Origin of the sequence: Psychrobacter sp. TB67, assembly GCF_000511065.1 — a bacterium.
Classification (GTDB): Bacteria; Pseudomonadota; Gammaproteobacteria; order Pseudomonadales; family Moraxellaceae; genus Psychrobacter; species Psychrobacter okhotskensis.
In genome coordinates this window covers 1-25638 of record NZ_AYYA01000055.1, presented here as the reverse complement: position 1 = coordinate 25638, position 25638 = coordinate 1, and the positions used below count along the sequence as shown (strand labels likewise).

Annotated in this window: 18 protein-coding genes and 1 tRNA gene; 1 reads left to right on the top strand and 18 read right to left on the bottom strand. The window is 43.9% G+C overall.

Features of this window, described 5'->3' with window-relative positions; all coding sequences use genetic code 11:
* Positions 1 to 67: 67 nt before the first annotated feature.
* The 6 genes from aroK to pilM form a co-directional block, all read right to left on the bottom strand.
* A complete protein-coding gene (gene aroK / locus W293_RS0109800) occupies positions 68 to 628 on the bottom strand; it encodes a shikimate kinase AroK (protein WP_025652255.1) in 561 nt (186 codons plus the stop codon).
* 197 nt (positions 629 to 825) lie between these two features.
* Positions 826 to 3186: a type IV pilus secretin PilQ gene (gene pilQ, locus W293_RS0109795; RefSeq protein WP_025652254.1), complete on the bottom strand. Its 2361-nt coding sequence runs from the start codon at positions 3184 to 3186 to the stop codon at positions 826 to 828.
* Between the two features lie 27 nt (positions 3187 to 3213).
* The gene (locus W293_RS0109790) at positions 3214 to 3747 is read right to left on the bottom strand and encodes a pilus assembly protein PilP (protein ID WP_025652253.1); all 534 of its coding nucleotides are present in this window, start codon (positions 3745 to 3747) and stop codon (positions 3214 to 3216) included.
* Positions 3747 to 4478: a type 4a pilus biogenesis protein PilO gene (locus W293_RS0109785; protein ID WP_025652252.1), complete on the bottom strand. Its 732-nt coding sequence runs from the start codon at positions 4476 to 4478 to the stop codon at positions 3747 to 3749. Before W293_RS0109785 ends, W293_RS0109790 begins: the two co-directional genes overlap by 1 nt.
* The gene (locus tag W293_RS0109780) at positions 4475 to 5134 is read right to left on the bottom strand and encodes a PilN domain-containing protein (RefSeq protein WP_025652251.1); all 660 of its coding nucleotides are present in this window, start codon (positions 5132 to 5134) and stop codon (positions 4475 to 4477) included. Before W293_RS0109780 ends, W293_RS0109785 begins: the two co-directional genes overlap by 4 nt.
* A complete protein-coding gene (gene pilM / locus W293_RS0109775; RefSeq protein ID WP_025652250.1) occupies positions 5134 to 6189 on the bottom strand; it encodes a type IV pilus assembly protein PilM in 1056 nt (351 codons plus the stop codon). Before pilM ends, W293_RS0109780 begins: the two co-directional genes overlap by 1 nt.
* A 193-nt stretch (positions 6190 to 6382) precedes the next feature.
* Between pilM and W293_RS0109770 the strand changes: the two genes are divergently transcribed.
* Positions 6383 to 9076 carry a penicillin-binding protein 1A gene (locus W293_RS0109770; protein ID WP_025652249.1) on the top strand — a complete coding sequence of 898 codons (2694 nt, stop codon included), beginning with the start codon at positions 6383 to 6385 and terminating at the stop codon, positions 9074 to 9076.
* Between the two features lie 141 nt (positions 9077 to 9217).
* On the opposite strand, the gene W293_RS0109765 is transcribed toward W293_RS0109770, so the two are convergent.
* The 12 genes from W293_RS0109765 to tuf all read right to left on the bottom strand — a co-directional run bounded on the left by W293_RS0109765 (position 9218) and on the right by tuf (position 25617).
* Positions 9218 to 9745: a DUF6586 family protein gene (locus tag W293_RS0109765; RefSeq protein ID WP_025652248.1), complete on the bottom strand. Its 528-nt coding sequence runs from the start codon at positions 9743 to 9745 to the stop codon at positions 9218 to 9220.
* Positions 9746 to 9960: 215 nt separating this feature from the next.
* Positions 9961 to 14178, bottom strand: coding sequence for a DNA-directed RNA polymerase subunit beta' (gene rpoC, locus W293_RS0109760; protein ID WP_025652247.1), 4218 nt, complete (start codon positions 14176 to 14178; stop codon positions 9961 to 9963).
* Between the two features lie 188 nt (positions 14179 to 14366).
* A complete protein-coding gene (gene rpoB / locus W293_RS0109755) occupies positions 14367 to 18485 on the bottom strand; it encodes a DNA-directed RNA polymerase subunit beta (protein ID WP_025652246.1) in 4119 nt (1372 codons plus the stop codon).
* Between the two features lie 807 nt (positions 18486 to 19292).
* Positions 19293 to 19667, bottom strand: a complete 375-nt coding sequence (gene rplL / locus W293_RS0109750; protein ID WP_025652245.1) for a 50S ribosomal protein L7/L12 — start codon at positions 19665 to 19667, stop codon at positions 19293 to 19295.
* A gap of 120 nt (positions 19668 to 19787) precedes the next feature.
* A complete protein-coding gene (gene rplJ / locus W293_RS0109745; protein ID WP_025652244.1) occupies positions 19788 to 20315 on the bottom strand; it encodes a 50S ribosomal protein L10 in 528 nt (175 codons plus the stop codon).
* Between the two features lie 394 nt (positions 20316 to 20709).
* The gene (gene rplA / locus W293_RS0109740; RefSeq protein WP_025652243.1) at positions 20710 to 21411 is read right to left on the bottom strand and encodes a 50S ribosomal protein L1; all 702 of its coding nucleotides are present in this window, start codon (positions 21409 to 21411) and stop codon (positions 20710 to 20712) included.
* On the bottom strand, positions 21412 to 21843 hold the full coding sequence (gene rplK / locus W293_RS0109735) for a 50S ribosomal protein L11 (RefSeq protein ID WP_010201717.1): 432 nt from the start codon (positions 21841 to 21843) through the stop codon (positions 21412 to 21414).
* Between the two features lie 92 nt (positions 21844 to 21935).
* Complete coding sequence (gene nusG / locus W293_RS0109730; protein ID WP_010201718.1) at positions 21936 to 22466, bottom strand: transcription termination/antitermination protein NusG; 531 nt, start codon at positions 22464 to 22466, stop codon at positions 21936 to 21938.
* 107 nt (positions 22467 to 22573) lie between these two features.
* Positions 22574 to 23062 carry a preprotein translocase subunit SecE gene (secE, locus tag W293_RS0109725; protein ID WP_025652242.1) on the bottom strand — a complete coding sequence of 163 codons (489 nt, stop codon included), beginning with the start codon at positions 23060 to 23062 and terminating at the stop codon, positions 22574 to 22576.
* 51 nt (positions 23063 to 23113) lie between these two features.
* Positions 23114 to 23189 (bottom strand) — tRNA-Trp (locus W293_RS0109720).
* Between the two features lie 303 nt (positions 23190 to 23492).
* Entirely contained in the window at positions 23493 to 24146 is a 654-nt protein-coding gene (locus W293_RS0109715) for a hypothetical protein (protein ID WP_025652241.1), read from the bottom strand.
* A gap of 280 nt (positions 24147 to 24426) precedes the next feature.
* Positions 24427 to 25617, bottom strand: coding sequence for an elongation factor Tu (gene tuf / locus W293_RS0109710; RefSeq protein ID WP_025652105.1), 1191 nt, complete (start codon positions 25615 to 25617; stop codon positions 24427 to 24429).
* Positions 25618 to 25638 lie beyond the last annotated feature (21 nt).

Here is a 25638-nt window from a genome sequence, read left to right as displayed (position 1 = left end):
GCATTTTTAATGAGGGAACGTTAGTTGACTGAGTATCATTATATTTATGTTCTATTATTTTTTGCCATCAATCTTCTTTAGATTCTGGCGTTATAGAAGGCGTGCAATAGAACGATTCGAGTTGCTGTAATAATTGACTGACCATATGACGAGGATAAGTATGACCGGTAGGCATGATGATATGAGCCACTTGCCGATATAATGGGTCGCGGGTGCTGTATAAATCTTGCAAGATTTTTCTAGGGTTGGGCTGTTGTAGTAAAGGTCGCGACTTATCTTTCGCGGTGCGTGCCATTTGTACATCGACTGGCGCATTAAGATAAACCACGATACCGCGCTGCTTTAAAAACTCGCGGTTTTCAGCAGACATAACGGCACCACCACCCGTTGCCAATACTATCTGCTGTTGTTGGCTCAGCTCATCGATGGCACGTGTCTCACGCTCACGAAAGCCCGCTTCGCCTTCTTTAGCGAATATCCAAGCAATATCAGCGCCGGTTTGCGACTCGATATACCAATCACTATCTACAAACGGCCGCCCCAATTGTTTGGCAAGCAATCGACCAATGGTGGTCTTCCCCGCTCCCATCGGTCCCACTAAAAACACCGACGGTAATTCCTCCATCATAGTACTCACTCAGCTAAATTAGGTATGATACAACGTCATTGATATTCTGGCTAGTAATGAGCCATGATTATTGTTGTACCAAATTCAAAAAATACGATTGACAGTGTCTTGCTATGGTCAAATCAACCTAAATTTATCCATAAAAAAAGCAAGCACTAAGGCTTGCTTTTTTCGATTGATAATTGATAGTAAGATTATTAATTTAAACGGCTTACACCATCGTTGATCAGCTTTGGCGTGACAAATATCAGTAGCTCTTCTTTAGAGTTATTACGTACATCCTTACGGAAAGCTCGGCCAACATAAGGCAAGTCTCCTAAGAAAGGCACTTTAGATACCTCATTGGTGGTACGATTTTTAAAGACACCACCTAGCACGATGGTTTGACCATCTTCAACGATAACGTTGGTCGAGATTGAATCTTCAGCGATCGCTACCTGATTATTGATAATAGTCGGTGTGCCGTTAGTGATAACCAGTTGCAAGCCAATTTTACCGTCTGGTGTAATGTTCGGTGTCGCTTCTAAACTCAGTGCGGCTTCTTTAAAGCTGGTCGTGGTTGCCCCACTGGCCGATGCTTCTTGGTAAGGAATCTGCGTACCCGATGACACTTTGGCCGTTTGTTTGTCCGCTGTCAAAATCTTCGGTGTTGAGATGACCTCACCACGGTTGTCGGCTTGCAAGGCTGACAACTCAAGATCTAGCATCACATCGGACATACTCAGCAAACCAAAAGCGATACTACCCGCTGGATTGGCAACGCCTAAGTCAACGTTTAAGTTATCAGGACGGCTGATATCGTAAGAAGGATAGGAAACCGTTTGACCGTTAACTGTCGTCGTTTCAATATCAAAATCCTTCAAATCTGCCAAAGTCTGATTACTACCACCGACCAGTAGGCTACGGTTATTCGCCGCGCCATTCGATAGGATGCCCCAACGAACACCAATCTCTTTACTAAAGCTATCAGTCGCACTAACGATACGCGCTTCAATCATCACTTGACGAACCGGTATATCAATTTTGCTGATAAGCTTATGGATATTTTCGATACTATCCGCCACATCTTTGATAATCAGAGTATTAGTACGTTCGTCAACCGTGACCGTTCCACGATTAGATAATAAGGTATTATTGGCACTGGAATTGGCGTTGCCAGTATTGCTGCCACCAGATGAGCCACGACCTTTCGAGATAAGGGTTAACACATCTTGCGCTTTTGCGTAGCTTAAGCGAATATATTCGGTGCGGAGTGGTGCATAAGATTCAACCGCTTGCTGCGCTTCAAGCTCACGCGCTTCTTGTTCAGCAAGTTCCGTAGCAGGCGCGACTAAGATCACCCTACCATTCTCACGTTTGCCCAGATTTTTACTTTTTAGAATAATATCAAGCGCTTGATCCCAAGGTACGTTGATTAGGCGCAAAGTGATATTGCCTGCTACCGAATCACTAGCGACGATATTCATATCTGTGAACTGCGCTAAGATATCTAAGACACTACGGATTTCTACATCTTGGAATTCCATAGACAGCGCTTCACCACTATATACTCTCTCTTCTAGGGTTGGCTCTCGTAGCAGCTCAGGTTTGCTGATACTAACATTTAACTGGTTACCCGATTGATAAGCTTGATACTCATAGTCTTCAGTCATATTAATGGTAATGACCCCATTTTGACCTTGGTTTTTAGTATCAATACTATTTACGAGACCACTATTAATATTCAAGCGACGTAATAAATTTCTGGGCACCGTGCTGCCAGTCAAGCGTATGACCAGCTTGTTACCTTGGCGCTGCACATCCACCGGAATCGCTTCATTGGCAAGCGCAACACTGACATTACCGCCGCCGTTATTTGCTGCCGAAAAATTCACAGCCGTCAAACCATCATAGCTATATTGCTTACTAACTTGAGAAGCAGCAAGCTGTGGATTTAATAGCGGATTAACTCGCACGATCATCGTATCCGTCGGCACTTGGTTATTAATCACAGTCGTGCTGGTTGCCGTTGTTCTAACTGGGGCAACAGCTACACTACTGGTTTCTACAATCGGTGTAACTACTGCAGTCGTAGTAATGGCGTTATTGTCATTGAGTACGTCTTGAATCGGGTCATTGGTTATGACTGGACGACTGGGGTCAGTCAGGGTCAACAGTAGATCATTACCGTCAATCGCCGTCGTATAGTTGCCTGCTTGTTTAAGCCCAACAATCAGACGCGTGGTGTTGTCGCTGCTTAACGTAGTCACGTCGTTGACCATACCAATGTTGTATTCGCTAAAGCGACTGGCAAGCCCGTTTTGCACTTGCTCAAAATCCAACACCAAACGGCTAGGATCATCAAGCTGATAAGCGGCAGGTAATACCGGCAAGCCTGCAAACCCTAAACGCATTTGTGTCACTGCTGGTGCCGTCTGTACTACAGAGACATTGTCGATGCGCTGGGCAGCATGGGCGCTACTATTAACTGCTACCATGCCGATTGCCAATGCAGAGATGGCAAAAGCAGAAGAGACGCGGTTGCTCATCATCATTACCTTGTTATTGCGTACTGTCATTATTTATTCCTCAAAAAATCTGCCGACTTAACTTATAGGGGAGACCAACGACTGGGGCTTTTCAATAAACCCGGCGCGACTGTCTGGCACAATTTCAATCAAATTAATCTGAGTCGGCGTGATTTCAACAATACGGCCGTCATTTAATCCAAGATAATCACCTACTCTCACACTAGCCACTGAACCATCAGGACGTTGTACGAGTGCATATTGCTGACCTTCAGGCGAAATTACGACGCCACGAAAAACCAGCTGTGATAGCTCGTATTGCTCAAGCGGTTCTTTCACTCTGGTGACATCAGGGCGTACACCATCGATAGAAGTACTAGGACCTTGTACATTGACTAAGCTTGGCGGCAAAAACGGACTACGCTGCGTACTAGCGCTATAGACAAAATCTTCTACCAGTTCAGCTTTTGGTGGTGGCTCGATAGGCTGAGCGGGCTGATTGCGAATATCGGTCATCGCCTGCTCTGCCATACCAATACGATCACTACAACCTGTCATTGATAAAACAGCGGTACTTAAAACCAGTAGCATGGGCAGTTTTTGAATAGTCATTAGTTGCCTCCTGCAGCATCAGTTGTAGCAGCATCAGTCGCGACGGCTTCTTCACCTCCAGGTGCCGCCTCTTTTGAGCGATAGGTTTTGGTTTGTAATACCAAATTCAGCTCCGGCAACACATCCAAAGTAGGTTGTGGATTACTGACTTCAAAATCGTGCATGGTAATAATACGTGGTAAAGCAGCAAGTCCACTGAGAAAGCTACCAAACTGATGATATTCCCCTAACGCTGCAATGCGAATAGGCTGCTCAATAAAGAACTCATTTTCAATTTCAGGCTCTACAGAAATATCTTGGAAACGTATATTACTGCCAACGCCCGTCATATTGATACCCTCTACCAGCTCTGACACACGCGTGTCTTTTGGCAGTTGGTCAAGTAAGGTGTTAAACTCCGTTTCCATCTGGACAACCTGTGCTTGATAAGCCTCTAAATGACGCGCCCGTGATTCTTTTTCACGGTAGCTGTCAAGTAAGGTTTGCTGCTGACTTTCAGCTGCAGTAATCTCATCAATTTTGCTGCTAATCGGTAGCGCCCACGATAGCGCGGCTATCAGAGCAACAATAAATCCAATCACCGTTATCTTTACTGGAAGAGGCCAGCTGCCGTAGTTTTCAGAATCTAAAGACTCAAAACTGCGGCGAAACTCATTCAAGTCAAACTGTTTTTTAGGATTGACAACCGTCTTTTTGGTTTTAATTAGGCTTTTTTTACGGCTAAGTTTCATAACTCACCTCCAAGCCCAGTAGTTGCATTAGCATCTGCAGGTACCGCCGTCTCTGATTGTACCTTGGTCGTTACGACAAACTGCACATAACTGTCTTCAGGATAAACAGGGCGTGGCTGTTCACCAGTCGTAACCGTTTCATTGAGCGCAGGTGCTGGTGCATAAGCGCTGATATTTTGCTGAATATTACTGACCGCTGAATTGCCCATCCATTTGCTACTATCAAGATTACGAATCAAACTTGATACGACATTTGGATTGTCCGCAAGACCTGTCAAGGTAAGGGTGTCACCTTCACGTTTTAGATTATTTAGATAAAGCGCAGGAGGAATGGCTTTGGCCAAATCATCCCACAGGCGTACAGGGACGGGACGTCTACCTTGCAAATCTTGAATCACCTGCATACGCGATATGATATCTTCGCGGCGTTGCTCTAGGCTATCAATTTCAGTCAACGCTTTGTCTAAGCGGGCGTTCTCTTGCTCAATCAGGGCATTGGCATTGCGTTGTTCATCAAGCTCATTATTAAAATAGCTCCACGAAGCGAACGCTGCTAACAAGGCGAGTAAAGTTACCGCCACTACTAGGGTAAGAAATTCTTTGTTACGACGTTCGCGCTCTTCTTGCCGCCAGGGCAATAGATTAATACGAGCCATTAGTCGAAGCTCCTTAACGCAAGACCGCACGCGGCCATTAAACTCGGTGCATCAATGACCAACTGCTCATTATCAATGTGCGGCGCAATGGTCATATTGGTAAATGGATTGGCGATACTGACCGTCACACCCAGTTTTTGTTGCGCCATACCAGCAAGACCGGCAATAGAGCTACTACCACCGGCGAGCACGATATGATCAATACTGCTGTATTGGCTCGAGGAAAAGTAAAACTGTAGGGAGCGGGTGATTTGTTGGATGGTATTTTCTATAAAAGGAGTCAACACATCAGCATAGTAGTCATCTGGCAAGGTACGTTCACGTTTGCTAATATTTGCTTCTTCAGCTGATAGTCCATAGCGATTTTGTATCGCCTCTGTGAGTTGAGAGCCCCCAAATAACTGCTCGCGACTATAGATAAACTCACCATTCTTAGCAATATATAAAGTGGTTTGATTATGACCGATGTCGACCAAAGCGACCAATTCTGGCATGTTTGGTAGGTTATCCGCCATTAGGCCAAAAGCGCGTTCGATAGCGTGGGTTTCAATATCCATTACCTTGGTTTGCAGGCCACCAAAGGTCAAAGCATCTACTCTTTGGTCAACATTTTCCGAGCGTGAGGCCGCAAGCAGTACTTGCACCATCTCATCATTGATCAAAGACGGGCCCAAGACTTCAAAGTCCAAATTGACATCTTCTAATGGATAAGGCACATATTGATCCGCATCCAAACGAATTTGTGCTTCGCGCTCGACATCGTTTAGCACCATATCCATATCAATGATTTTGGTAATCACTGCTGACCCTGAGACGGCGGCAGCGGCGTCGCTGCCAGCTACCTGACAGCGTCTCGCCAAACCAGCTATAATGTTACCCACTGCCTCAGTATCTACAATGAGTTTGTCGACGACTACGCCTTCCGGTAGTCTTTCAATACCATAGGATTTCAGATGAAATATCCCTTGTTGGCGCTGTATGTCGACCAATTTGACTGAAGTGGCACAGATATCTATGCCAATCAAATGTCGACTTTTGGAAGTAAATAGCCTCACAAACTCTATACCTTATATTAAATGTACAATCTGATAGTTATTTGTAATAATTTAGTACAATACTTTACTTACCAGATAGATTCAAGCATTTAAATAAGTTATTAAGGGTAGCTTACACATTTATTATGACCTACCTATTTTGTTCAAGGTATAATAGTCTATCTGTTGCGAATTTTAATTGATAAGTCTGATTATGACCAAAAAAAATGCTACCGTTCGTCTCATTCACTTTTTGGTGGGGCTTTTCATTGCCTGCTTAGCGTTAGCGCTTATTTTAGCGCTGGCCGTGCCTATTGGCTTCTATGGTATGGCGATGTATTTGTCGCCCACCCTACCTAGTATTCAAGAAATCAAAACTGCCAATTTAGAGATGCCCTTACAGATCTATAGTAGTGATGACAAATTAATCGGTCAGTATGGTAACCGTCTCTCGCTACCGGTTACTTTTGATGAAATCCCTGAAGATCTTACTCATGCTTTTTTAGCAGCAGAAGACGCGGCATTCTTTCAGCACAGTGGTATTAGTATTAAAGGTCTTGGTCGCGCGGTCACCGAAGTGGTGACTGATGATGACAGCCAAACTGGTGGCTCTACCATTACTATGCAGGTTGCCAAAAACTACTTTCTCAGCCCAGAGCGCACCTTAAATCGTAAACTGACGGAATTGTTTTTAGCTCGCAAAATTGAAGACGAGCTCAGCAAAAACGATATTTTGACTCTTTATGTCAATAAAATTTATCTCGGCGAAGGTGCTTATGGTATCCGCGCCGCTGCCAAAAAATATTACAGTAAATCTTTAGAGCATCTCTCTATCGCTGAGATGGCCATGTTAGCAGGTCTGCCAAAAGCCCCCTCTAAATACAATCCAGTTGCTAACCCTAGCCGCGCTCTTACTCGCCGTAATTGGATCATTGGTCGTATGCTTGAGCTTGGCTATATCAGCAAAGCGCAACACGATGAAGCGGTAAGCTCACCGGTAGCTATCAATTTATACCAAGAAAAGCTAGACGTTAATATGCCGTATCTGGCAGAAATGACTCGCTCTACCTTGGTTGAGCGTTATGGTGAGCAAGTCATGAATGGTGGCTGGCGTGTGCGTCTTACTGTTGATAGCAAAGCCCAGACCGATGCAGAAGCTGCCGTGCTGACAGGTCTAGTAGCTTATGATCATCGTCATGGCTGGCGCGGTGCGGAAGCCAATGATGAGCCACTTGAGAATTTCCGTCGTTACAGCAACATGTCCCCTGCCAAAGTTACCAAGGTTAATTCGCGTAGTTTCGAGGCAACCATGCCATCAGGTGAAAGCGTGACCGTTAACTGGTCAGGCATGAGCTGGGCACGCAAATATTTTTCAGCCAATCGTATTGGTTATTATCCGAGTAACGCCGGACAAATTGTTAATAAAAATGACATCGTTCGTCTGATACCGACAACTAATGGTAATTGGCAACTGGCGCAAGTACCTAAGGTGCAAGGCAGTTTGGTTTCGTTAAATCCTGAAACGGGTGCAGTTAATGCCTTGGTCGGTGGTTTTGACTTTAACCACAGCAAATTCAACCGCGCTCTGCAAGGGTGGCGTCAACCGGGCTCAACGATTAAGCCGCTGGTCTATACCACTGCTTTAGAAAAAGGCTACCGTCCAGACAGCATTGTCTCGGATCGACCCATTCAAGTAGGCGATTGGAAACCTAAAAACTCCGATCAACGTTTCTTAGGTGACATCACCTTACGCCGTGGCTTATATCTATCACGCAACTTGGTATCCATTCGCTTATTACAGGCGATTGGTATCTCTGACGCCCGTAACCTATTAGATGAATTTGGTCTTGATAAAGAAAAGCTACCGACGACCTTATCGCTGGCATTGGGTGCAGGACAAGCAACACCATTACAAATGGCAACCGCCTACTCTACCTTCGCTAATGGCGGTCATCGCATTCAGCCTTACTTTATCGAACAAATCTATAATTATGACAACAAGCTATTATTCCAAGCCAATCCGCAGCAAGCTTGTGCTTTATGCTTTAACGAACAACTGGAAGATGCTAATAAAAAGCTGCTTGAAGATTATCAGGCAAAAATAGAAAAAGAGAATGAAGCGCTTGCTGCTAAAAAACAGGAAAAGGCTAACACTAAAGACAAAGCATCAGAGAATGGATCAGCTGCTGAGCTAAATGCAGAAAATAGTGACAATACGGTAAAAGATGAAAAGGCGCTTGATTTAAATGTTTATGATGCAAGTCCAGCTTCAGATCGCTTAAAAGCGCCTGTTGTGCAGTACGTTATGGCAACGCAAGCACCACGTATTTTAAAGCCAAGAGTGGCTTATGATATGGCTGATATCTTACGTGATGTGGTACAACGCGGTACAGCCGTTCGGGCAAAAGCCTTAGGACGCAACGATATCGGTGGTAAGACCGGTACGACTAACGATGCGAAAGATGCTTGGTTTGCCGGATTCCATCCGACCAACGCGACCGTCGTATGGATGGGTTTTGATCAACCATCGACCCTTGGTCGCCGTGAGTATGGTGGTGTGGCAGCATTACCTGTGTGGATGGACTTTATGAGAGCCCAGCTTAAAGGTGTACCCAATCAATGGGTCTCCGTTAATAACCGTGCCAAATCTAAAAAGCAAAAACAACAAATTATAGAAATGACGGATGATGGCACTATTGCTAGCGAAGACGAGGATACTGATGTCAGTACTTCAGCCAACAAACCTGTCAAGACCAAAGCGCAGCAACGTAAGGCACCAGAACCTGAGCCGGTTGAAGAAGCAGAGCGTGCGCCCGTGGCAAAACCAAATAATAGTAACAATGATAGCGTGCCACAAAACCCGCTGTCGGTCACTCCTGTGGAGCGTATGCCGCCCATGCCAGAGTAAAACCTTTGTCATGATAATGGCTATTTAACGTTAAAAGGCTGGTTCAGCAATCACTGAGCCAGTCTTTTTTTATTTTAAAACCATGCTCTCAAAGCTGTTCTTTTAAAACTTTGCTTATAAAATCAGTTAAGTCCTACCTTGCTAAAACTCAACCATACCAGCACGCAACTGCTCAATCAGCTCAAGAAACTGTTGGCGCCATTCACGTATGGTTGCCTCATCTGGTAACCATTGGTTCGATAAAGTAACGACATTGACGATAAGATCTTTTGGTTCTATCTCAACCGTATTAACATTTTCAGCTGTCGAATTATCGGGTAATACGGCATACAGGCAACGTTGGTAAGCCCGCTCTACATTGGCCAAAAAGCCATGTTGTTGTAACTGCTGCAAGCGTTGAATTTCAGGCGACACTTGGGTACGTTCGCTCAGCGCTTGCTCGATATCTGCCAAGGTTGGGGCAGTCATATTTAGGCTATAAAAATGACCAAGCTCTTGGATAAAGGCTAAAAAACTGCCGTATAAATGAAAAATAGCAGTCTCACAGTGTGCTTGGTATAACTGCTTATCGTTGGTACTTCCTGCCGCTTGGCAAGATAGACGACAAAAATACAGCTTTTGGTTGGTTCGATCTGCTTGATATTTGGCAACGCGCGTTTTACCTGCCATGCTTTAATTATCCTTGTGTTAGAGGGTCAGTATTTACAAAGAATACGCTATTTTTCCAGTTTACTATTTTCTAAGACATATTTCTGAAAAAATTTATTTTCATTATATGACTTTCAAGTATTTGCTTTTCTCTGATGTTTCTATATTTCAACGCATAAAAAAGCCAGCGACTGGGCTGGCTTTTTTATTTTTATTCAAAAGTTAACAGCAGACCCTTAGTTGTCTTGATTTAGCTCTTGAGCAAAGGCTTCGTCAAAGCTAGCAAAGTCTTTACTATCAGTGCTTGCTGTCATGTCAAAAGCTGCATTTAAGTCTTTGTCTTGTAGCTTCTGATCTGCTTTCTCTTTGCGTGCTTTATGATAAGCAAGACCGGTACCAGCAGGTATCAAACGACCAACAACAACGTTTTCTTTCAGACCACGTAACTCATCGACTTTACCAGTGACGGCAGCAGCTGTTAGGACACGAGTAGTCTCCTGGAATGATGCTGCTGAGATAAAGCTTTCCGTTGCCAAGCTGGCTTTAGTGATACCCAGTAATTGACGCTCAAACTGTACTGGGAATTTATCTTCCGCTTCTAGTTTGGCATTCAATGCTTTGATATCAGCGTACTCGACCTGATCACCTTTGAAGTGACTTGAATCGCCGCCATCAGTAATTTCAACTTTACGTAGCATCTGACGAATAATAACTTCGATGTGCTTATCGTTGATTTTTACACCCTGCAAGCGATAAACGTCCTGTACTTCGTTTACGATATAATCAGCAAGCGCCGTTTGACCTTTCAGACGTAAGATATCGTGCGGGTTTTGTGGACCATCAGCGATAACTTCACCACGAGCAACTGTTTCGTTTTCGAAGACGTTAATTTGACGCCATTTCGGGATCAGCTCTTCATGAACCTCACCATCTTCATTGGTGATAATGAAGCGGTTTTTACCTTTGGTTTCTTTACCGAAGCTAACCACACCACTCATTTCAGCCATAATCGCATGGTCTTTTGGACGCCGTGCTTCGAACAAGTCAGCAACACGTGGTAGACCACCGGTAATGTCTTTAGTACCTGAAGACGCTTGTGGTACACGGCCTAGAATCGAGCCGGCTGCTACTTTTTCACCGTCGCTCACGCGAATGATGGTTTCAGCTGGCAAGAAGTAAACCACTTCTTTACCTTCGTCAGTGTTCAAGATAATCGCTGGACGTAAGTCTTTGGCTGAGCTTGAACGGTCACGAGTAGCTAGAATCTCAAATGAACTCATACCTGTCGCGTCATCAACCTTCACAGTCGCCGTCATACCATCAGTGATATCGCTGAAGCGTGCAGTACCTGCGAATTCAGTGATAATTGGATGCGTGTGCGGATCCCATTTAGCGATGGTTTGACCACCTTCGACCTGATCTTCGTGTTTGACAAGAACGCTTGAACCATAAGGAACTTTATAACGCTCACGCTCACGACCAAGCTCATCGGTCAACGCAATTTCAGCAGAACGCGATACGATAACTAGGTGACCGTCTGTATGCTGAACCGTTTTCATGTTTTCGAAATGCGCTTGACCAGCATTACGTACAGAGATGCTGTTGTCCACTGATGCTGAGCTTGCTGCCCCGCCCACGTGGAACGTACGCATGGTTAACTGAGTACCAGGCTCACCGATAGACTGCGCCGCCATAACACCGACAGACTCGCCGATATTGACTTTATGACCACGGGCAAGGTCACGACCATAACACTGTGAACAAACGCCATGTTCGATATCACAGGTAATAACTGAGCGTACCCAGATATCATCGATTGCGTTTTCGTCAAGCACATTGACCCAATGCTCATCGATCAACGTACCCGCTGGAATTAATACCTTATCGGCATCATCGTTATACGTCACATCACGAGCCGTCACACGACCAAGTACTAGCTCACCGAGTTTCTCGATGATCTCACCACCTTGAATATGTGGCTTCATGAGCAAGCCTTGCTCAGTACCACAGTCATCACTGGTAATGACCAAATCTTGTGCCACATCAACCAAACGACGAGTCAGGTAACCCGAGTTAGCGGTTTTCAATGCGGTATCTGCTAGACCTTTACGCGCACCATGCGTAGAGATAAAGTACTGAAGTACGGTCAAACCTTCACGGAAGTTGGCTTTAATCGGGGTCTCAATAATTGAGCCATCTGGTTTTGCCATTAGACCACGCATACCAGCCAACTGACGAATCTGCGCCGCACTACCACGAGCACCAGAATCTGACATGATAAAGATAGAGTTAAATGACTTCTGCTCTTCTTCTTCACCTTGGGCGTTGATCACTTTATCCGTTGCCAAGTTATCCATCATCGCTTTCGCGACTTTGTCATTGGTACGTGACCAGATGTCGACCACTTTGTTATAACGCTCACCAGCGGTCACAAAACCTTGCTCGAACTGATCTTCAATCTCGCGCACTTCGCCTTCAGCAACTTCGATAATTTGCTTTTTGCTTGGCGGAATAACCATGTCATCCAAACCGATAGACACACCAGATAGCGTTGCTTGCGCAAAACCTAGATACATCAATTGGTCAGCAAACATAACACTGTCTTTAACACCTACTTTACGATAGCAAGAGTTGATCAATTTAGAGATGTTTTTCTTCGTCATCTCTTGGTTACACTCATCAAACGTCATACCTTTAGGCATGATGTTCCAGATAAGCAAACGGCCAGCAACCGTGTCTTTGATACTGATCTCTTTGGTCTCGTTGCCTTCTTCATCAAAATGCGTTTCAGTCACACGAACTTTGATTTTGGCGTTCACATGTAAATCGTTTGAGCCAATCGCACGCAATGCTTCATTGACCGTGGCAAAAATCATGCCTTCGCCTTTGGCATTTACTGATGAACGGCTAATATAATACAAACCAAGTACCACATCCTGTGACGGTACGATGATTGGATCACCGTTCGCAGGCGACAAGATATTGTTGGTCGACATCATCAAAGCACGTGACTCAAGCTGAGCTTCTAGCGTCAATGGCACGTGAACTGCCATTTGGTCACCATCGAAATCGGCGTTGAATGCGGTACAAACGAGTGGATGCAGCTGGATGGCTTTACCTTCGATTAGTACTGGCTCGAACGCTTGTAGACCCAAACGGTGAAGCGTTGGTGCACGGTTCAAGAGCACTGGATGCTCACGGATAACCATGGCCAACATATCCCACACTTGCGGTTCTTCACGCTCAACCATCTTTTTAGCAGCTTTAATCGTCGTTGCCAAACCATGAGACAATAGTTTGTTATAAGTAAATGGCTTGAATAGCTCAAGTGCCATCTTCTTCGGTAGACCACACTGATGTAGACGTAGCGTAGGACCGACAACGATGACCGAACGGCCAGAATAATCGACACGCTTACCCAATAAGTTTTGACGGAAACGACCTTGCTTACCTTTGATCATATCTGCCAAAGATTTCAATGGACGCTTATTACTACCGGTAATCGCACGACCGCGACGACCATTATCGAGTAGCGCATCGACTGATTCTTGCAACATACGTTTTTCGTTACGCACGATGATATCAGGGGCGCTTAGCTCTAATAGACGCTTAAGACGGTTATTACGGTTGATGACGCGGCGATATAAATCGTTTAGATCTGATGTCGCAAAACGGCCGCCTTCTAGTGGTACTAGCGGGCGCAAGTCTGGTGGTAAGACTGGTAAGATATTCATTACCATCCACTCAGGCTTGTTATTAGAATCACGGAATGCTTCTAATAGCTTAAGACGCTTAGACATCTTTTTAAGCTTAGTTTCAGAACCTGTTTGCGGAATCGCTTCACGCAGCTCATCGATTTCTAAATCTAAATCGATGTCTTTTAATAGGTCTTGAACAGCTTCTGCACCCATTTTGGCTGTGAACTCATCACCAAACTCTTCAAGTGCTCTGTAATAATCTTCATCATCAAGCAATTGATACTTCTCTAGAGAAGTCAGACCAGGTTCTGTGACAATATAGCTTTCAAAATAAAGCACACGCTCAATGTCACGCAGCGTCATGTCTAACAATAGACCGATGCGGCTTGGTAATGATTTTAAGAACCAAATATGCGCCACAGGACTGGCTAGGTCGATATGACCCATGCGATCGCGACGAACTTTGGCGGTCGTGACTTCAACGCCACATTTTTCACAGATAACGCCTTGGAATTTACGGCGTTTGTACTTACCACATAGACATTCAAAGTCTTTTACTGGGCCAAAGATTTTGGCACAAAAAAGACCATCACGCTCAGGTTTAAATGTACGATAGTTAATGGTTTCAGGCTTTTTCACTTCACCATGCGACCATGACTTGATCACATCAGGTGAGGCCAACGTAATTTGGATGCTATCAAACTCTTGATTACCGTTGCCGGTAGGGCTTTGCATGATATCGAGTAAATCTTTCAAGTTGCTTCTCCGTTATCTTTATAATCATCTAATGGCGTGCTATTGACGCAAATAAGATGAATGAAGGCAATGAATAGGGTTGAGACAAATCACTAAAAGCAGCAGCTATGCGCGTACTGCTTCTAGATTGACCACTAAGAATAATAATTAACTAAAGCTATGTTAAAGGTAGCTTCAGTCAGCCGTGCTTAATGGGTTTGCTTTAACTCAATATTGATACCCAGTGATTTGATTTCTTTGGTCAAGACGTTAAACGATTCAGGCATACCTGGATCCATATATTGCTCACCATCGACGATGTTTTTGTACATACGGGTACGGCCTTCAACGTCATCCGACTTCACCGTTAGCATTTCTTGCAAGGTATAAGTCGCGCCATATGCTTCTAGTGCCCAAACTTCCATCTCACCGAAGCGCTGACCACCAAACTGTGCTTTACCACCGAGTGGCTGCTGCGTTACTAGTGAGTAAGAACCGGTAGAACGTGCATGCATTTTATCATCAACCAAATGGTTAAGTTTCAGCATATACATATAACCGACCGTTACTTGACGATCAAACTTCTGACCGGTACGACCATCATACAATGTCTGCTGACCGTTTCTAGCTAGACCAGCAAGCTCTAGCAAGTCTTTGACTTGATGCTCATGCGCACCATCAAATACTGCTGTGCCCATCGGTACACCGCCACGCAAGTTGTCTGCCAATGCCATGATATCGTCGTCAGACAAGCTATCAAGATCGACTTGCTCGCCGCCCACTTTGTTATAAATTTGGTCTAAGAATTCACGTAAGTCTTTCATCGCAGCTTGTGCTTTCAGCATGCCATCAATCTTCTCACCCAAACCTTTCGCCGCCATACCCAAATGCGTCTCTAGCACCTGACCGATGTTCATACGCGATGGAACACCAAGTGGGTTCAGTACAATGTCAACTGTGTTGCCATGCTCGTCATAAGGCATGTCTTCAACCGGCATAATGCGCGATACAACACCTTTGTTACCATGACGACCAGCCATCTTATCACCAGGCTGAATACGACGCTTAACCGCTAGATATACCTTAACAATTTTTTGTACGCCATGTTGCAAGTCGTCACCAGCGGTCAATTTGCGTTTTTTCTCAGCAAATTTAACATCGATATCTTTTTGCTTATCGACTAAGTAATCGGCAATCTGCGTGAGACGCTCAGAGATTTCTTCTTCAACCGGCTGGATATCAAGCAAGGTCTCAAGGCTCATGTCTTTCATATCAGCCAATGCCATAACCGTACCGGCTTTTAGACCCGAACCACCACTGACTTTTTGGCCATCTAATAGATTACCAATACGACCACGTGCTGCTTCTTCAAAGATACGTAGCTCTTCTTTTAAATCTTTACGATAGCTATCAAGCTGCGATTTTTCAATCGCTCTTGCGCGCGCATCTTTTTCGACGCCATCACGGGTAAAGACCTGTACGTCGATGACCGTACCTTTGCTTGATGTTGGAACACGCAATGAGGTGTCTTTCACATCAGCCGCTTTTTCACCAAAGATAGCCCGTAGTAATTTCTCTTCTGGCGTCAGTTGCGTCTCACCTTTTGGCGTGACTTTACCAACTAAAATATCACCAGCGTCCACTTCAGCACCGATATAAACGATACCAGCTTCATCAAGACTTGATAGCGCCGCTTCACCGACGTTTGGAATATCCGCAGTGATCTCTTCTGTGCCAAGCTTGGTATCACGTGCCACACACGTCAATTCTTGAATATGAATCGTGGTGAAACGATCTTCTTTTACCACTTTTTCAGATAACAAGATCGAATCTTCGAAGTTGTAACCATTCCACGGCATAAATGCGATGCGAATGTTCTGACCCAATGCAAGCTCACCAAGATCCGTAGAAGGACCATCAGCTAAGATATCACCTACAGCAATAGCATCACCTTGGTTGACGATGACGCGTTGGTTGATACACGTGTTTTGGTTTGAGCGCGTGTATTTAACGAGGTTATAGATATCAATACCGGCTTCGCCAGCGATCATCTCATCTTCATTCACACGAACAACGACACGTGAGGCATCAACGTCTTCGATCACACCGCCACGCTTAGCGATGACACAAACACCAGAATCACGCGCAACGTGACGCTCCATACCCGTACCTACTAACGGCTTATCAGCACGTAGCGTAGGAACAGCCTGACGCTGCATGTTCGAACCCATCAAGGCACGGTTAGCATCATCATGCTCTAGGAACGGAATCAAACCTGCTGCGACCGATACGACCTGACTTGGCGACACATCCATATGCGTCACTTTTTCTGGCGGCATGCGGACGAATTCACCGTAGCTACGCACACTGACCATTTCATCAGATAATGCGCCTTCTGCGGTTACTGGTGAATCAGCCTGTGCAATGACCGTACCTACTTCTTCAATCGCTGATAGATACTCAATAACGTCCGTTACTTTACCATCAACCACACGGCGATAAGGCGTTTCTAAGAAGCCAAAGCTGTTGGTCTTTGCAAAGGTCGCTAATGAGTTAATCAAACCAATGTTTGGACCTTCAGGAGTCTCAATCGGACATACACGGCCATAATGGGTATCATGTACGTCACGTACTTCAAAGCCTGCACGTTCACGGGTCAGACCACCGGGCCCTAATGCAGATACGCGACGTTTATGGGTCACTTCTGACAACGGGTTATTCTGATCCATAAACTGTGACAACTGACTTGAACCAAAGAATTCTTTTACCGCAGCCGCTACTGGCTTTGAGTTAATCAAATCTTGTGGCGACAAGTTATCAGATTCCGCCGAGCTTAAACGCTCTTTGACCGCACGCTCAACACGTACTAAACCAACACGGAATTGGTTTTCTGCCATTTCGCCTACTGAACGAATACGGCGGTTACCTAGATGGTCAATATCATCGACTTCGCCGCGACCATTACGAATTTCAATCAATTCTTTTAGGACGTTAACGATATCGGCATTGGTTAATACGCTACGTTCACGCTGAATATCAGCATCATCGGTATCTACAAAATCAAGACCAAGACGGCGGTTGAACTTCATACGACCGACATTAGATAAATCATAACGATCAGCGTTAAAGAACATACTATCAAATAGCTTCTCAGCGGTCTCAACCGTTGGTGGCTCACCTGGACGCATGACTTTATAGATCTCAATCAATGCTTCTTCACGGCTTGAGGTGCTATCTGCACGTAGCGTATCGGCAATATAACTGCCTTGATCGATATCATTGGTGAACAGAATGCTGAACTCTTTGATAGACTCACTGGCTTCAAACGCGCTTAATTTAACCAATAATTCATGGTCAATTAACGTATTGGCTTTGGCAATAACTTCATCGTTAACGACGATGTCTTCGGCCAAGATACGCTCATATAAGTACTCATCAGGGATAGAGATTTTAGTCATACCCGCTTCTTCAAGCTGACGGATACGGCGGGCGTTGATACGCTTGCCTTGCTCTACAATAACCTCACCTTCAGGTGATACGATGTCGAACTGTGCCATCTCACCACGTAAGCGGTCAGCAACCAGATCAATCTCAAACTGCTCTTCGCCCTTATAAACGGCTACTTTATCAAAGAACAAATCTAAGATTTCAGAGGTACTCAAACCCAATGCACGAAGAATAATAGACGCTAATAGCTTACGACGACGGTCAATACGAGCAAAGACTAGATCTTTGGCATCGAATTCAAAGTCAAGCCATGAACCACGGTAAGGGATAATACGGGCGTTATATAGCACTTTACCGCTTGAATGTGACTTACCTTTATCATGATCAAAGAAAACGCCAGGAGAGCGATGCAGCTGAGACACGATAACTCGCTCAGTACCATTAATAATAAAGGTACCATTTTGGGTCATCAAAGGCATCTCGCCCATATAGACGCTTTGCTCACGGATATCTTTGATTGCCGCTTTGCTGTCTTTGTCTTTGCTGTCTTTATCTTTGATAATCAGACGGATTTTGACACGCATAGGCGCTGCAAACGTTGAGCCACGCAGGATACACTCACGCTCGTCAAATTCAGGTGTACCTAAGTAATATTCAACGAATTGTAGCTCTGCGTTACCAGAGTGACTCTCAATTGGGAAAATAGAGGAATACGCAGCTTGCAAGCCACTATTCTCACGAGCTTTTGGTTTTTTATGCTCTTGCAAAAATTGCTCGTAGGAATCTACTTGAATAGACAGCAAATAGGGAATGTCCATCACAGTGGGCAATTCAGCAAAACTTTTGCGAATACGCTTTTTTTCAGTATAAGAATATGCCATCGAGAGTCCTTACAGTAAACGTGGAAACGAATTGAAAGCGTGGCCAGCTTGCATCAATACTATTTAATATTAATATTATGCAAACTTGACAACGTAAACGATAATATAAAACGGGTGTTAATACTTAGCTAGTGACTGTTTATCCATTAGTACAGGTGATACAGTGGTATGTGCTTCAGCAGTGCGTCACTATGACACTGTATTCAATCTTATAACTGCCTTTAATCTCACAAGTTGCTCTAATCTTATAATCGGTATCTAAGCCACTCTATATGATGCCTTAGAACGACAATTTCAATATCAGCCAATCTATATTCAATTGCCTAAAAGGCCAAATTTACCAATATTCTTGAGAAGAAATAACTTCTATTCGAGTCATGCTAAACCACTTGCTATCAAAATCAATATCGTCGCTAATATCTACCGTCTATGAGCCTACCTACTGACAGTAAAACCATGCTAAATGGACAACCTAAGATCAACAGCTTTTCAGGATTAATAATTGGGGTAGCTATAACTTTTAGAATCAGTATAAACTATAGTGTTAATGGGAAAGCATGCAGACACAAAAAAATGCCAAACATCTATGGACGTTTAGCTGATATTAACTGATTTCAAAAACTGGTATGTGTGCTTGCACTGTGTTTATTTGCATAGCTATCGTCTGTCCTTTTGATGGGTATCCACCGTGATGTTGCATACGACTGTTGGCAGACACAAAAGGTCAAGCTACGAATTATAATAAAAAAAAGCTGGCAATGCAAGGCATTACCAGCTTTTTTTGTACAACACTAAGATAAGCTCAGCTTATTTTAGTTCAACAGTTGCACCAGCTTCTTCAAGTTTCTTTTTCAACTCTTCAGCTTCAGCTTTAGATGCGCCTTCTTTGATTGGAGCTGGAGCGCTTTCAACCAAATCTTTCGCTTCTTTTAGGCCAAGACCAGTTGCTTCACGTACGGCTTTAATTACGCCAACTTTCTTCTCGCCAAAGCTAGCAAGAACTACGTCAAATTCGTCTTTTTCTTCAGCAGCAGCAGCAGCAGCAGGACCAGCAGCAGCAGGTGCAGCAGCAACAGCAGCTGTTACGCCGAATTTTTCTTCCATGTCGCTGATTAATTCAACGATATCCATTACTGACATTTCAGCGATTGCATTTAACACGTCATCTTTAGATAGTGCCATGAGAACTCTCCGTTATCTGATAAAAATTAATTGATTCTAATATCGCTTTGATTGATTGCCGAATGTGGCAATAAAATTCAACCAAAATTAGCGATGTTAAAGTTACGTTAAAACAAGCAATTAAGCAGCTTCTTTTGCGTCTTTGATTGCCGCTACAGTGCGAACGAACTTGCCAGGAACAGCGTTCATAGTCTGGACAAGCTTGGTCACTGGTGCATTCATAGTAGCCATCAAGATAGAGATTGCTTCGTCGCGAGTTGGTAGCTTCGATACGCGCTCTAGCTCTTCTGGACCATAAACTTCACCACCGACTGATACTAATTTGGTCTCTAAAGCTTTGTTATCTTTGCTAAAGTCGAAAACGACTCGTGCTGCAGATCCCAAATCTTCCATAGAGAAAGCCAAAAGTAGTGGACCAGTCATACGGTCTGACATGCTCTCAAACTTAGTGCCTTCAAAAGCGCGTTTTGCAAGGGTATTTTTTACCACTTTCAAAACAACACCTTTATCACGAGCTTGTTCGCGAAGCTGAGTGAGCTTAGCAACGCCAATTCCGTGATACTCGGCAGCTACTGCTGAGTAAGCATTAGCAGCAACTTCAGACACTTCAGCCACAACTTGTTGTTTTTGCTCTAGCGTTAATGCCATAAGTTGACTCCTTTAATCTTATCAATCTAATTCATACTAAGATTGACTTGATACGACACGTTATTTATAAATTCTATAAAGAATTCACTCATAACGACTGATTACGGCACCGTTATCAGAATGACATCAAGTGATAGGTTGCCCTATCGGCTCTTATCAACAACTGGGTGGGTCACCGTCTGCGTAGGACAACTGAGATTTTCATCTGTCGTCGATTAACAAAAGCAGCTCGTTGCTATTATTAATAATCCGAAGATTAAAACTAATAACGCGAAACCGCTTTCTACCTACGGTCTTAGACAGCATAGCGTTTGCTACGCTGACCTAATTCTTTAAAATAGTGTGTTCATGCTTCAAAACTGTTGAATCATGAGTAATTCTTTATGCAGTAAAATTATTTAGCAACACGATATGGAACAGGATCAATCGTGATACCTGGGCCCATGGTGCTAGACAAGGTGATTTTCTTAATGAAAGTACCTTTAGACGTAGCAGGCTTAGCGCGTTTTAGATCAGATAGCAATGCTTGAGCGTTTTCTATAACTTGCTCAGCAGTAAAGCCAACTTGACCGATAGTGGTATGGATAATACCCGCTTTATCAACACGATACTGTGCTTGACCCGCTTTCGCATTAGCCACAGCTTCAGCAACGTTAGGCGTTACCGTACCAACTTTTGGGTTAGGCATTAGACCACGTGGGCCTAGGATAGTACCTAACTGACCGACGACACGCATCGCATCAGGAGCCGCGATGACCACGTCAAAGTCCATGTTACCGGCTTTGATTTGATCCGCTAAATCATCCATACCAACGATGTCAGCACCCGCTTCTTTAGCGGCTTCAGCAGCAGCACCTTGAGCAAATACCGCAACGCGTTTGGTTTTACCAGTACCAGCAGGTAGGTTGGTAGCGCCACGAACGACTTGGTCAGATTTACGTGGGTCAACGCCCAAGTTTACTGCGATGTCGATAGACTCTTTGAATTTAAGAGCTGGCAAATCGTTTAGGATTTGAACCGCTTCTTCAAGAGTGTATAACTTTTCGTTTTCTACACGCTCAGCAATTAATTTTTGACGCTTAGTAAGTTTACTCATTTACACACCCTCCACGGTAATACCCATTGAACGTGCAGTACCAGCGATGGTACGAACAGCAGCATCAAGATCAGCAGCCGTTAAATCTGCGTCTTTAGTCTTAACGATGTCTTCTAACTGAGCACGGTCCACTTTACCGACTTTAGCGGTGTTTGGTGTACCAGAACCTTTAGCGATACCAGCAGCCTTACGTAGTAAGTATGCCGCTGGTGGTGACTTCATGATGAAGGTAAAAGACTTATCGCTGTACACAGTGATCTCAGTAGGAATCGGTAGACCCGGCTCTTGATTTGAGGTCGCAGCGTTAAATTCTTTACAGAACGCCATGATGTTCACGCCTTTTTGACCCAATGCTGGACCAATCGGTGGTGAAGGGTTTGCTTTGCCTGCAGGCACTTGCAGTTTGATGTAACCATCAATCTTCTTAGCCATGAGATACTCTCCTTTATGGGTAATAGCGCCAAATCAATACGGTATAACCCTTATTGACTAACAGCTCCCCGGTTGATAAATTTTTTGCAGGTTTAGTCTAATTTTTCAACTTTACTAAACTCAAGCTCAACCTGAGTCGGTCGATTAAATACGTTTACTGTTAAATGCAATTTAGACTTCTCATAATCCACCTTTTCAACCAACCCTTTAAAGTCAGTAAATGGACCATCGATAACCAACAACTCTTCGCCCGGCTCAAATAGCGTCTTAGGACGTGGGTCAGTTTCAGTCTGATTCAAACGGTTTAGAATGCGATCGGCTTCTACTTGCGTAATAGGCGCTGGCGTCTCAGGTGTACCACCAATGAAACCCATAATACGTGGACAGTCTTTTACGATGTGCCAAGTATTGTCGTTCATCTCCATTTGGATCAATACATATCCTGGAAAAAACTTACGCTCGCTCTTACGCTTTTTGCCGTCTTTCATTTCGACGACTTCTTCCGTAGGCACCAATACATCACCGAATGACTCAGCAAAGTCACTACGATTGATACGATCAGTTAATGAACGTTGTACTTGTTTTTCATATCCTGAAAACGCTTGGACAATATACCAACGCATATCACGCTCCTGATCATTGTAAGTAAGTCGTTATAAATAAAATTTGAGTTAAACAAGCAAGATACTCGCTATTCGTAATGCACGATATGCGCCAAATCCTAGACTATTTAACCAATAAATATCCCAACGAACCAATTAAAGAAGTTATCTAGCAACCAAACAAAAAACCCAACAATCGCAATCATGACAATGGTTTGCCATGTGTATTGAAAGGTTTCGTCTTTGCCCGGCCACGTCACTCGGCGTAGCTCAACGGCGGCGTCTTTTAATAATATTTTAAAAGCGCGGCCTTGATGCGTTAATGCCAAGCATACTAATGCCAATACGATAAGGGCGACAATAAGACCGATACGTACCCAGACATCATTGGCAGGCTGCCAATAGCCAGGTAAATATTGGTTAACTAACGTCGCGCCAATTAATACTACTGCGGCAAGTAGCCACAAAACCACATCTTTTGCTGAGCCAGTCTTGGCCACTTCAACAGCAGTTGTTTGATTACCTGCTGAGATGTGCTGACCTTTAGACAGCATTCCACCAGTACCCGCCTTGGCATCAGATAACTTAGTCTCGAGGTTATCTTGATTATTGCTCATAAAGAACTCGCTTCGGAGATGGTGGGAGACAACAAAGATGTGATAAGAAGATGGCAGGCGATGTAGGACTCGAACCTACAACCCTCGGTTTTGGAGACCGATGCTCTACCAATTGAGCCAATCGCCTATGGGTGTTAAGGCTGATAATTATACCTATCTTTAATCATAATGCAAGTTTTATGGGGTTTTTATTTGTTTAGGGGTGAAAACTCTTAAAGTAATGATGTATTTTACTTGCTAAGATTAGCTTTGTTACAAAATTTGGCGTAGGGTGCGTTCCACGCACCGATAATTGGTCACAATCTTGTTAATAGTGCGTACAGCAATTGCTCAGGGTACTTTAGTTTATTCAATCTTGTGCATAGTAAACACGACTTGCCACCTGATTTTGAATCATGAATTTGGTGGGTTACGCTTTGGCTAACCCACCCTACGCTTGCTTCCAAATTTGCCACCATTTTTTATTTATAAAATCATCTTTTCTAAATTTAAAAAATGCTGAATCAATTACATGGTCATCTACCGTATAGGTATCGAATCCAAGTTTATCATTCATTAATTCATGTAAAATTATTTGTGGTAGTGAATCTTCAGTATAAAATTCAGTCTCATTATCAGGGTCAAAATAAACCTTTTCACTCTCATAATCTTCATCATCTATATAGTCTGTACGTGCGTTTTTCCACCTTAACTCAATTTCATCAAGTTCACCTTTATCAACAGTAGTTTCATAAGTGATACTACGAAATCTTCTGATAATTTGTTTATTGAGCATAATCGCATAACTATAAGTACCTCCACTGTCGTACTCTTCAAAAATAAAAGCAAATTCAGGAGTAAAAAATTTCTGAATTATTTCCATATTAACCGATTCTTTATTCTGTAAAATTTCATCGACAAGCTTGGCATTAGATATTATTAAATATTTATCAGTCTTAGCGACGAAAAAACAGTCCTCATCTCTACAGTCACAATCTTCTTCAATGAAGATGAACTCTTTATCGAATAAATTAATCAAGATCGATATAAAATCTAAGTCTTTTGTGTCTGTTTGAATCACAATGCCATTGGCTGATGTACCCATAATTTTTCCATTATTTTTTGACAATACATTCTTAGACTGTATTAAAGCTCGTAGGTTGAGTCAAGCTTACGACACTCAACACGATAAAGTAATATTAACTTTTCATTCACGATTATCATGTTGGGTCTCGTCCCTCGACACCAACCTACCTTTATAGTAACCCACAAAAAAGCCGCCCTCAATAAAGAGAGCGGCTTTTCAGGTTTAGTAACCGTTTAAACGATACAAGATTAAGTTAAAACATAAACCCTACTAGTATAGATCAACCAGTCACTAAATCTTAGTTCAATACGTTAGCAACAACACCAGCGCCTACCGTACGGCCGCCTTCACGAATAGCGAAGCGAAGACCTTTGTCCATAGCGATTGGGTGGATAAGCTCTACGCCCATCTCAACGTTATCACCAGGCATAACCATTTCAGTACCGTCTTGTAATTGGATTGCGCCAGTTACGTCAGTAGTACGGAAGTAGAACTGTGGACGATAGCCGTTTAGGAATGGTGTGTGACGACCACCCTCTTCTTTGCTCAACACATATACTTCAGCGTCAAACTTGGTGTGAGGAGTGATTGAACCTGGCTTAGCGAGTACTTGGCCACGTTGGACGTCTTCACGCTTAGTACCACGTAGTAGTACGCCACAGTTTTCGCCTGCACGACCTTCGTCAAGCAGTTTACGGAACATCTCTACACCCGTACAGGTGGTTTTTTGAGTGTCACGGATACCAACGATTTCAATTTCGTCACCAACTTTAACGATACCAGATTCAACACGACCGGTCACAACGGTACCACGACCTGAGATTGAGAAGACGTCTTCGATTGGCATTAGGAATGCTTTGTCGATGTCACGCTCTGGCTCTGGGATGTAGGTGTCTAGTACGTTTAGTAGTTCTACGACGGCTGGTTGGCCGTATTTTTCTTGTGAGCCTTTTAGGGCTTCAGTAGCAGAACCATGGATGATTGGGGTGTCATCACCTGGGAAGTCATAGTCGCTTAGTAATTCACGAACTTCCATTTCTACGAGTTCAAGCAGTTCTTCGTCGTCAACAACGTCGCACTTGTTCATGAATACGACGATGTATGGTACGCCAACCTGACGTGATAGCAGGATGTGCTCACGGGTTTGTGGCATTGGGCCATCGGTCGCTGATACGACTAGGATTGCACCGTCCATTTGGGCTGCACCGGTGATCATGTTTTTAACATAATCGGCGTGACCTGGGCAATCGACGTGGGCGTAGTGACGTGATGGGGTGTCATATTCTACGTGTGAGGTGTTGATGGTGATGCCACGTGCTTTTTCTTCTGGGGCTGAGTCAATAGACGCGTAGTCTTTGGCTTCGCCACCTGAGGTGATTGCTGCTACGGTTGCGATAGCGGCGGTTAGTGTGGTTTTACCGTGGTCAACGTGTCCGATGGTACCGACGTTGACGTGTGGCTTGCTGCGTTCAAACTTGGCCTTTGCCATGGGTATTTCCTCTTTTTTTGG

Excerpts from the sequence above, each read along its gene's own strand:
- aroK (WP_025652255.1), bottom strand. The coding sequence starts at position 628 with ATGATGGAGGAATTACCGTCGGTGTTTTTAGTGGGACCGATGGGAGCG.
- W293_RS0109765 (WP_025652248.1), bottom strand. The coding sequence starts at position 9,745 with ATGGCAGGTAAAACGCGCGTTGCCAAATATCAAGCAGATCGAACCAAC.
- tuf (WP_025652105.1), bottom strand. The coding sequence starts at position 25,617 with ATGGCAAAGGCCAAGTTTGAACGCAGCAAGCCACACGTCAACGTCGGT.
- rplJ (WP_025652244.1), bottom strand. The coding sequence starts at position 20,315 with ATGGCATTAACGCTAGAGCAAAAACAACAAGTTGTGGCTGAAGTGTCT.
- W293_RS0109770 (WP_025652249.1), top strand. The coding sequence starts at position 6,383 with ATGACCAAAAAAAATGCTACCGTTCGTCTCATTCACTTTTTGGTGGGG.
- rplL (WP_025652245.1), bottom strand. The coding sequence starts at position 19,667 with ATGGCACTATCTAAAGATGACGTGTTAAATGCAATCGCTGAAATGTCA.
- W293_RS0109790 (WP_025652253.1), bottom strand. The coding sequence starts at position 3,747 with ATGACTATTCAAAAACTGCCCATGCTACTGGTTTTAAGTACCGCTGTT.
- rpoB (WP_025652246.1), bottom strand. The coding sequence starts at position 18,485 with ATGGCATATTCTTATACTGAAAAAAAGCGTATTCGCAAAAGTTTTGCT.
- W293_RS0109715 (WP_025652241.1), bottom strand. The coding sequence starts at position 24,146 with ATGGGTACATCAGCCAATGGCATTGTGATTCAAACAGACACAAAAGAC.
- secE (WP_025652242.1), bottom strand. The coding sequence starts at position 23,062 with ATGAGCAATAATCAAGATAACCTCGAGACTAAGTTATCTGATGCCAAG.
- rplA (WP_025652243.1), bottom strand. The coding sequence starts at position 21,411 with ATGAGTAAACTTACTAAGCGTCAAAAATTAATTGCTGAGCGTGTAGAA.
- rplK (WP_010201717.1), bottom strand. The coding sequence starts at position 21,843 with ATGGCTAAGAAGATTGATGGTTACATCAAACTGCAAGTGCCTGCAGGC.
- nusG (WP_010201718.1), bottom strand. The coding sequence starts at position 22,466 with ATGCGTTGGTATATTGTCCAAGCGTTTTCAGGATATGAAAAACAAGTA.
- W293_RS0109785 (WP_025652252.1), bottom strand. The coding sequence starts at position 4,478 with ATGAAACTTAGCCGTAAAAAAAGCCTAATTAAAACCAAAAAGACGGTT.
- W293_RS0109780 (WP_025652251.1), bottom strand. The coding sequence starts at position 5,134 with ATGGCTCGTATTAATCTATTGCCCTGGCGGCAAGAAGAGCGCGAACGT.
- pilQ (WP_025652254.1), bottom strand. The coding sequence starts at position 3,186 with ATGACAGTACGCAATAACAAGGTAATGATGATGAGCAACCGCGTCTCT.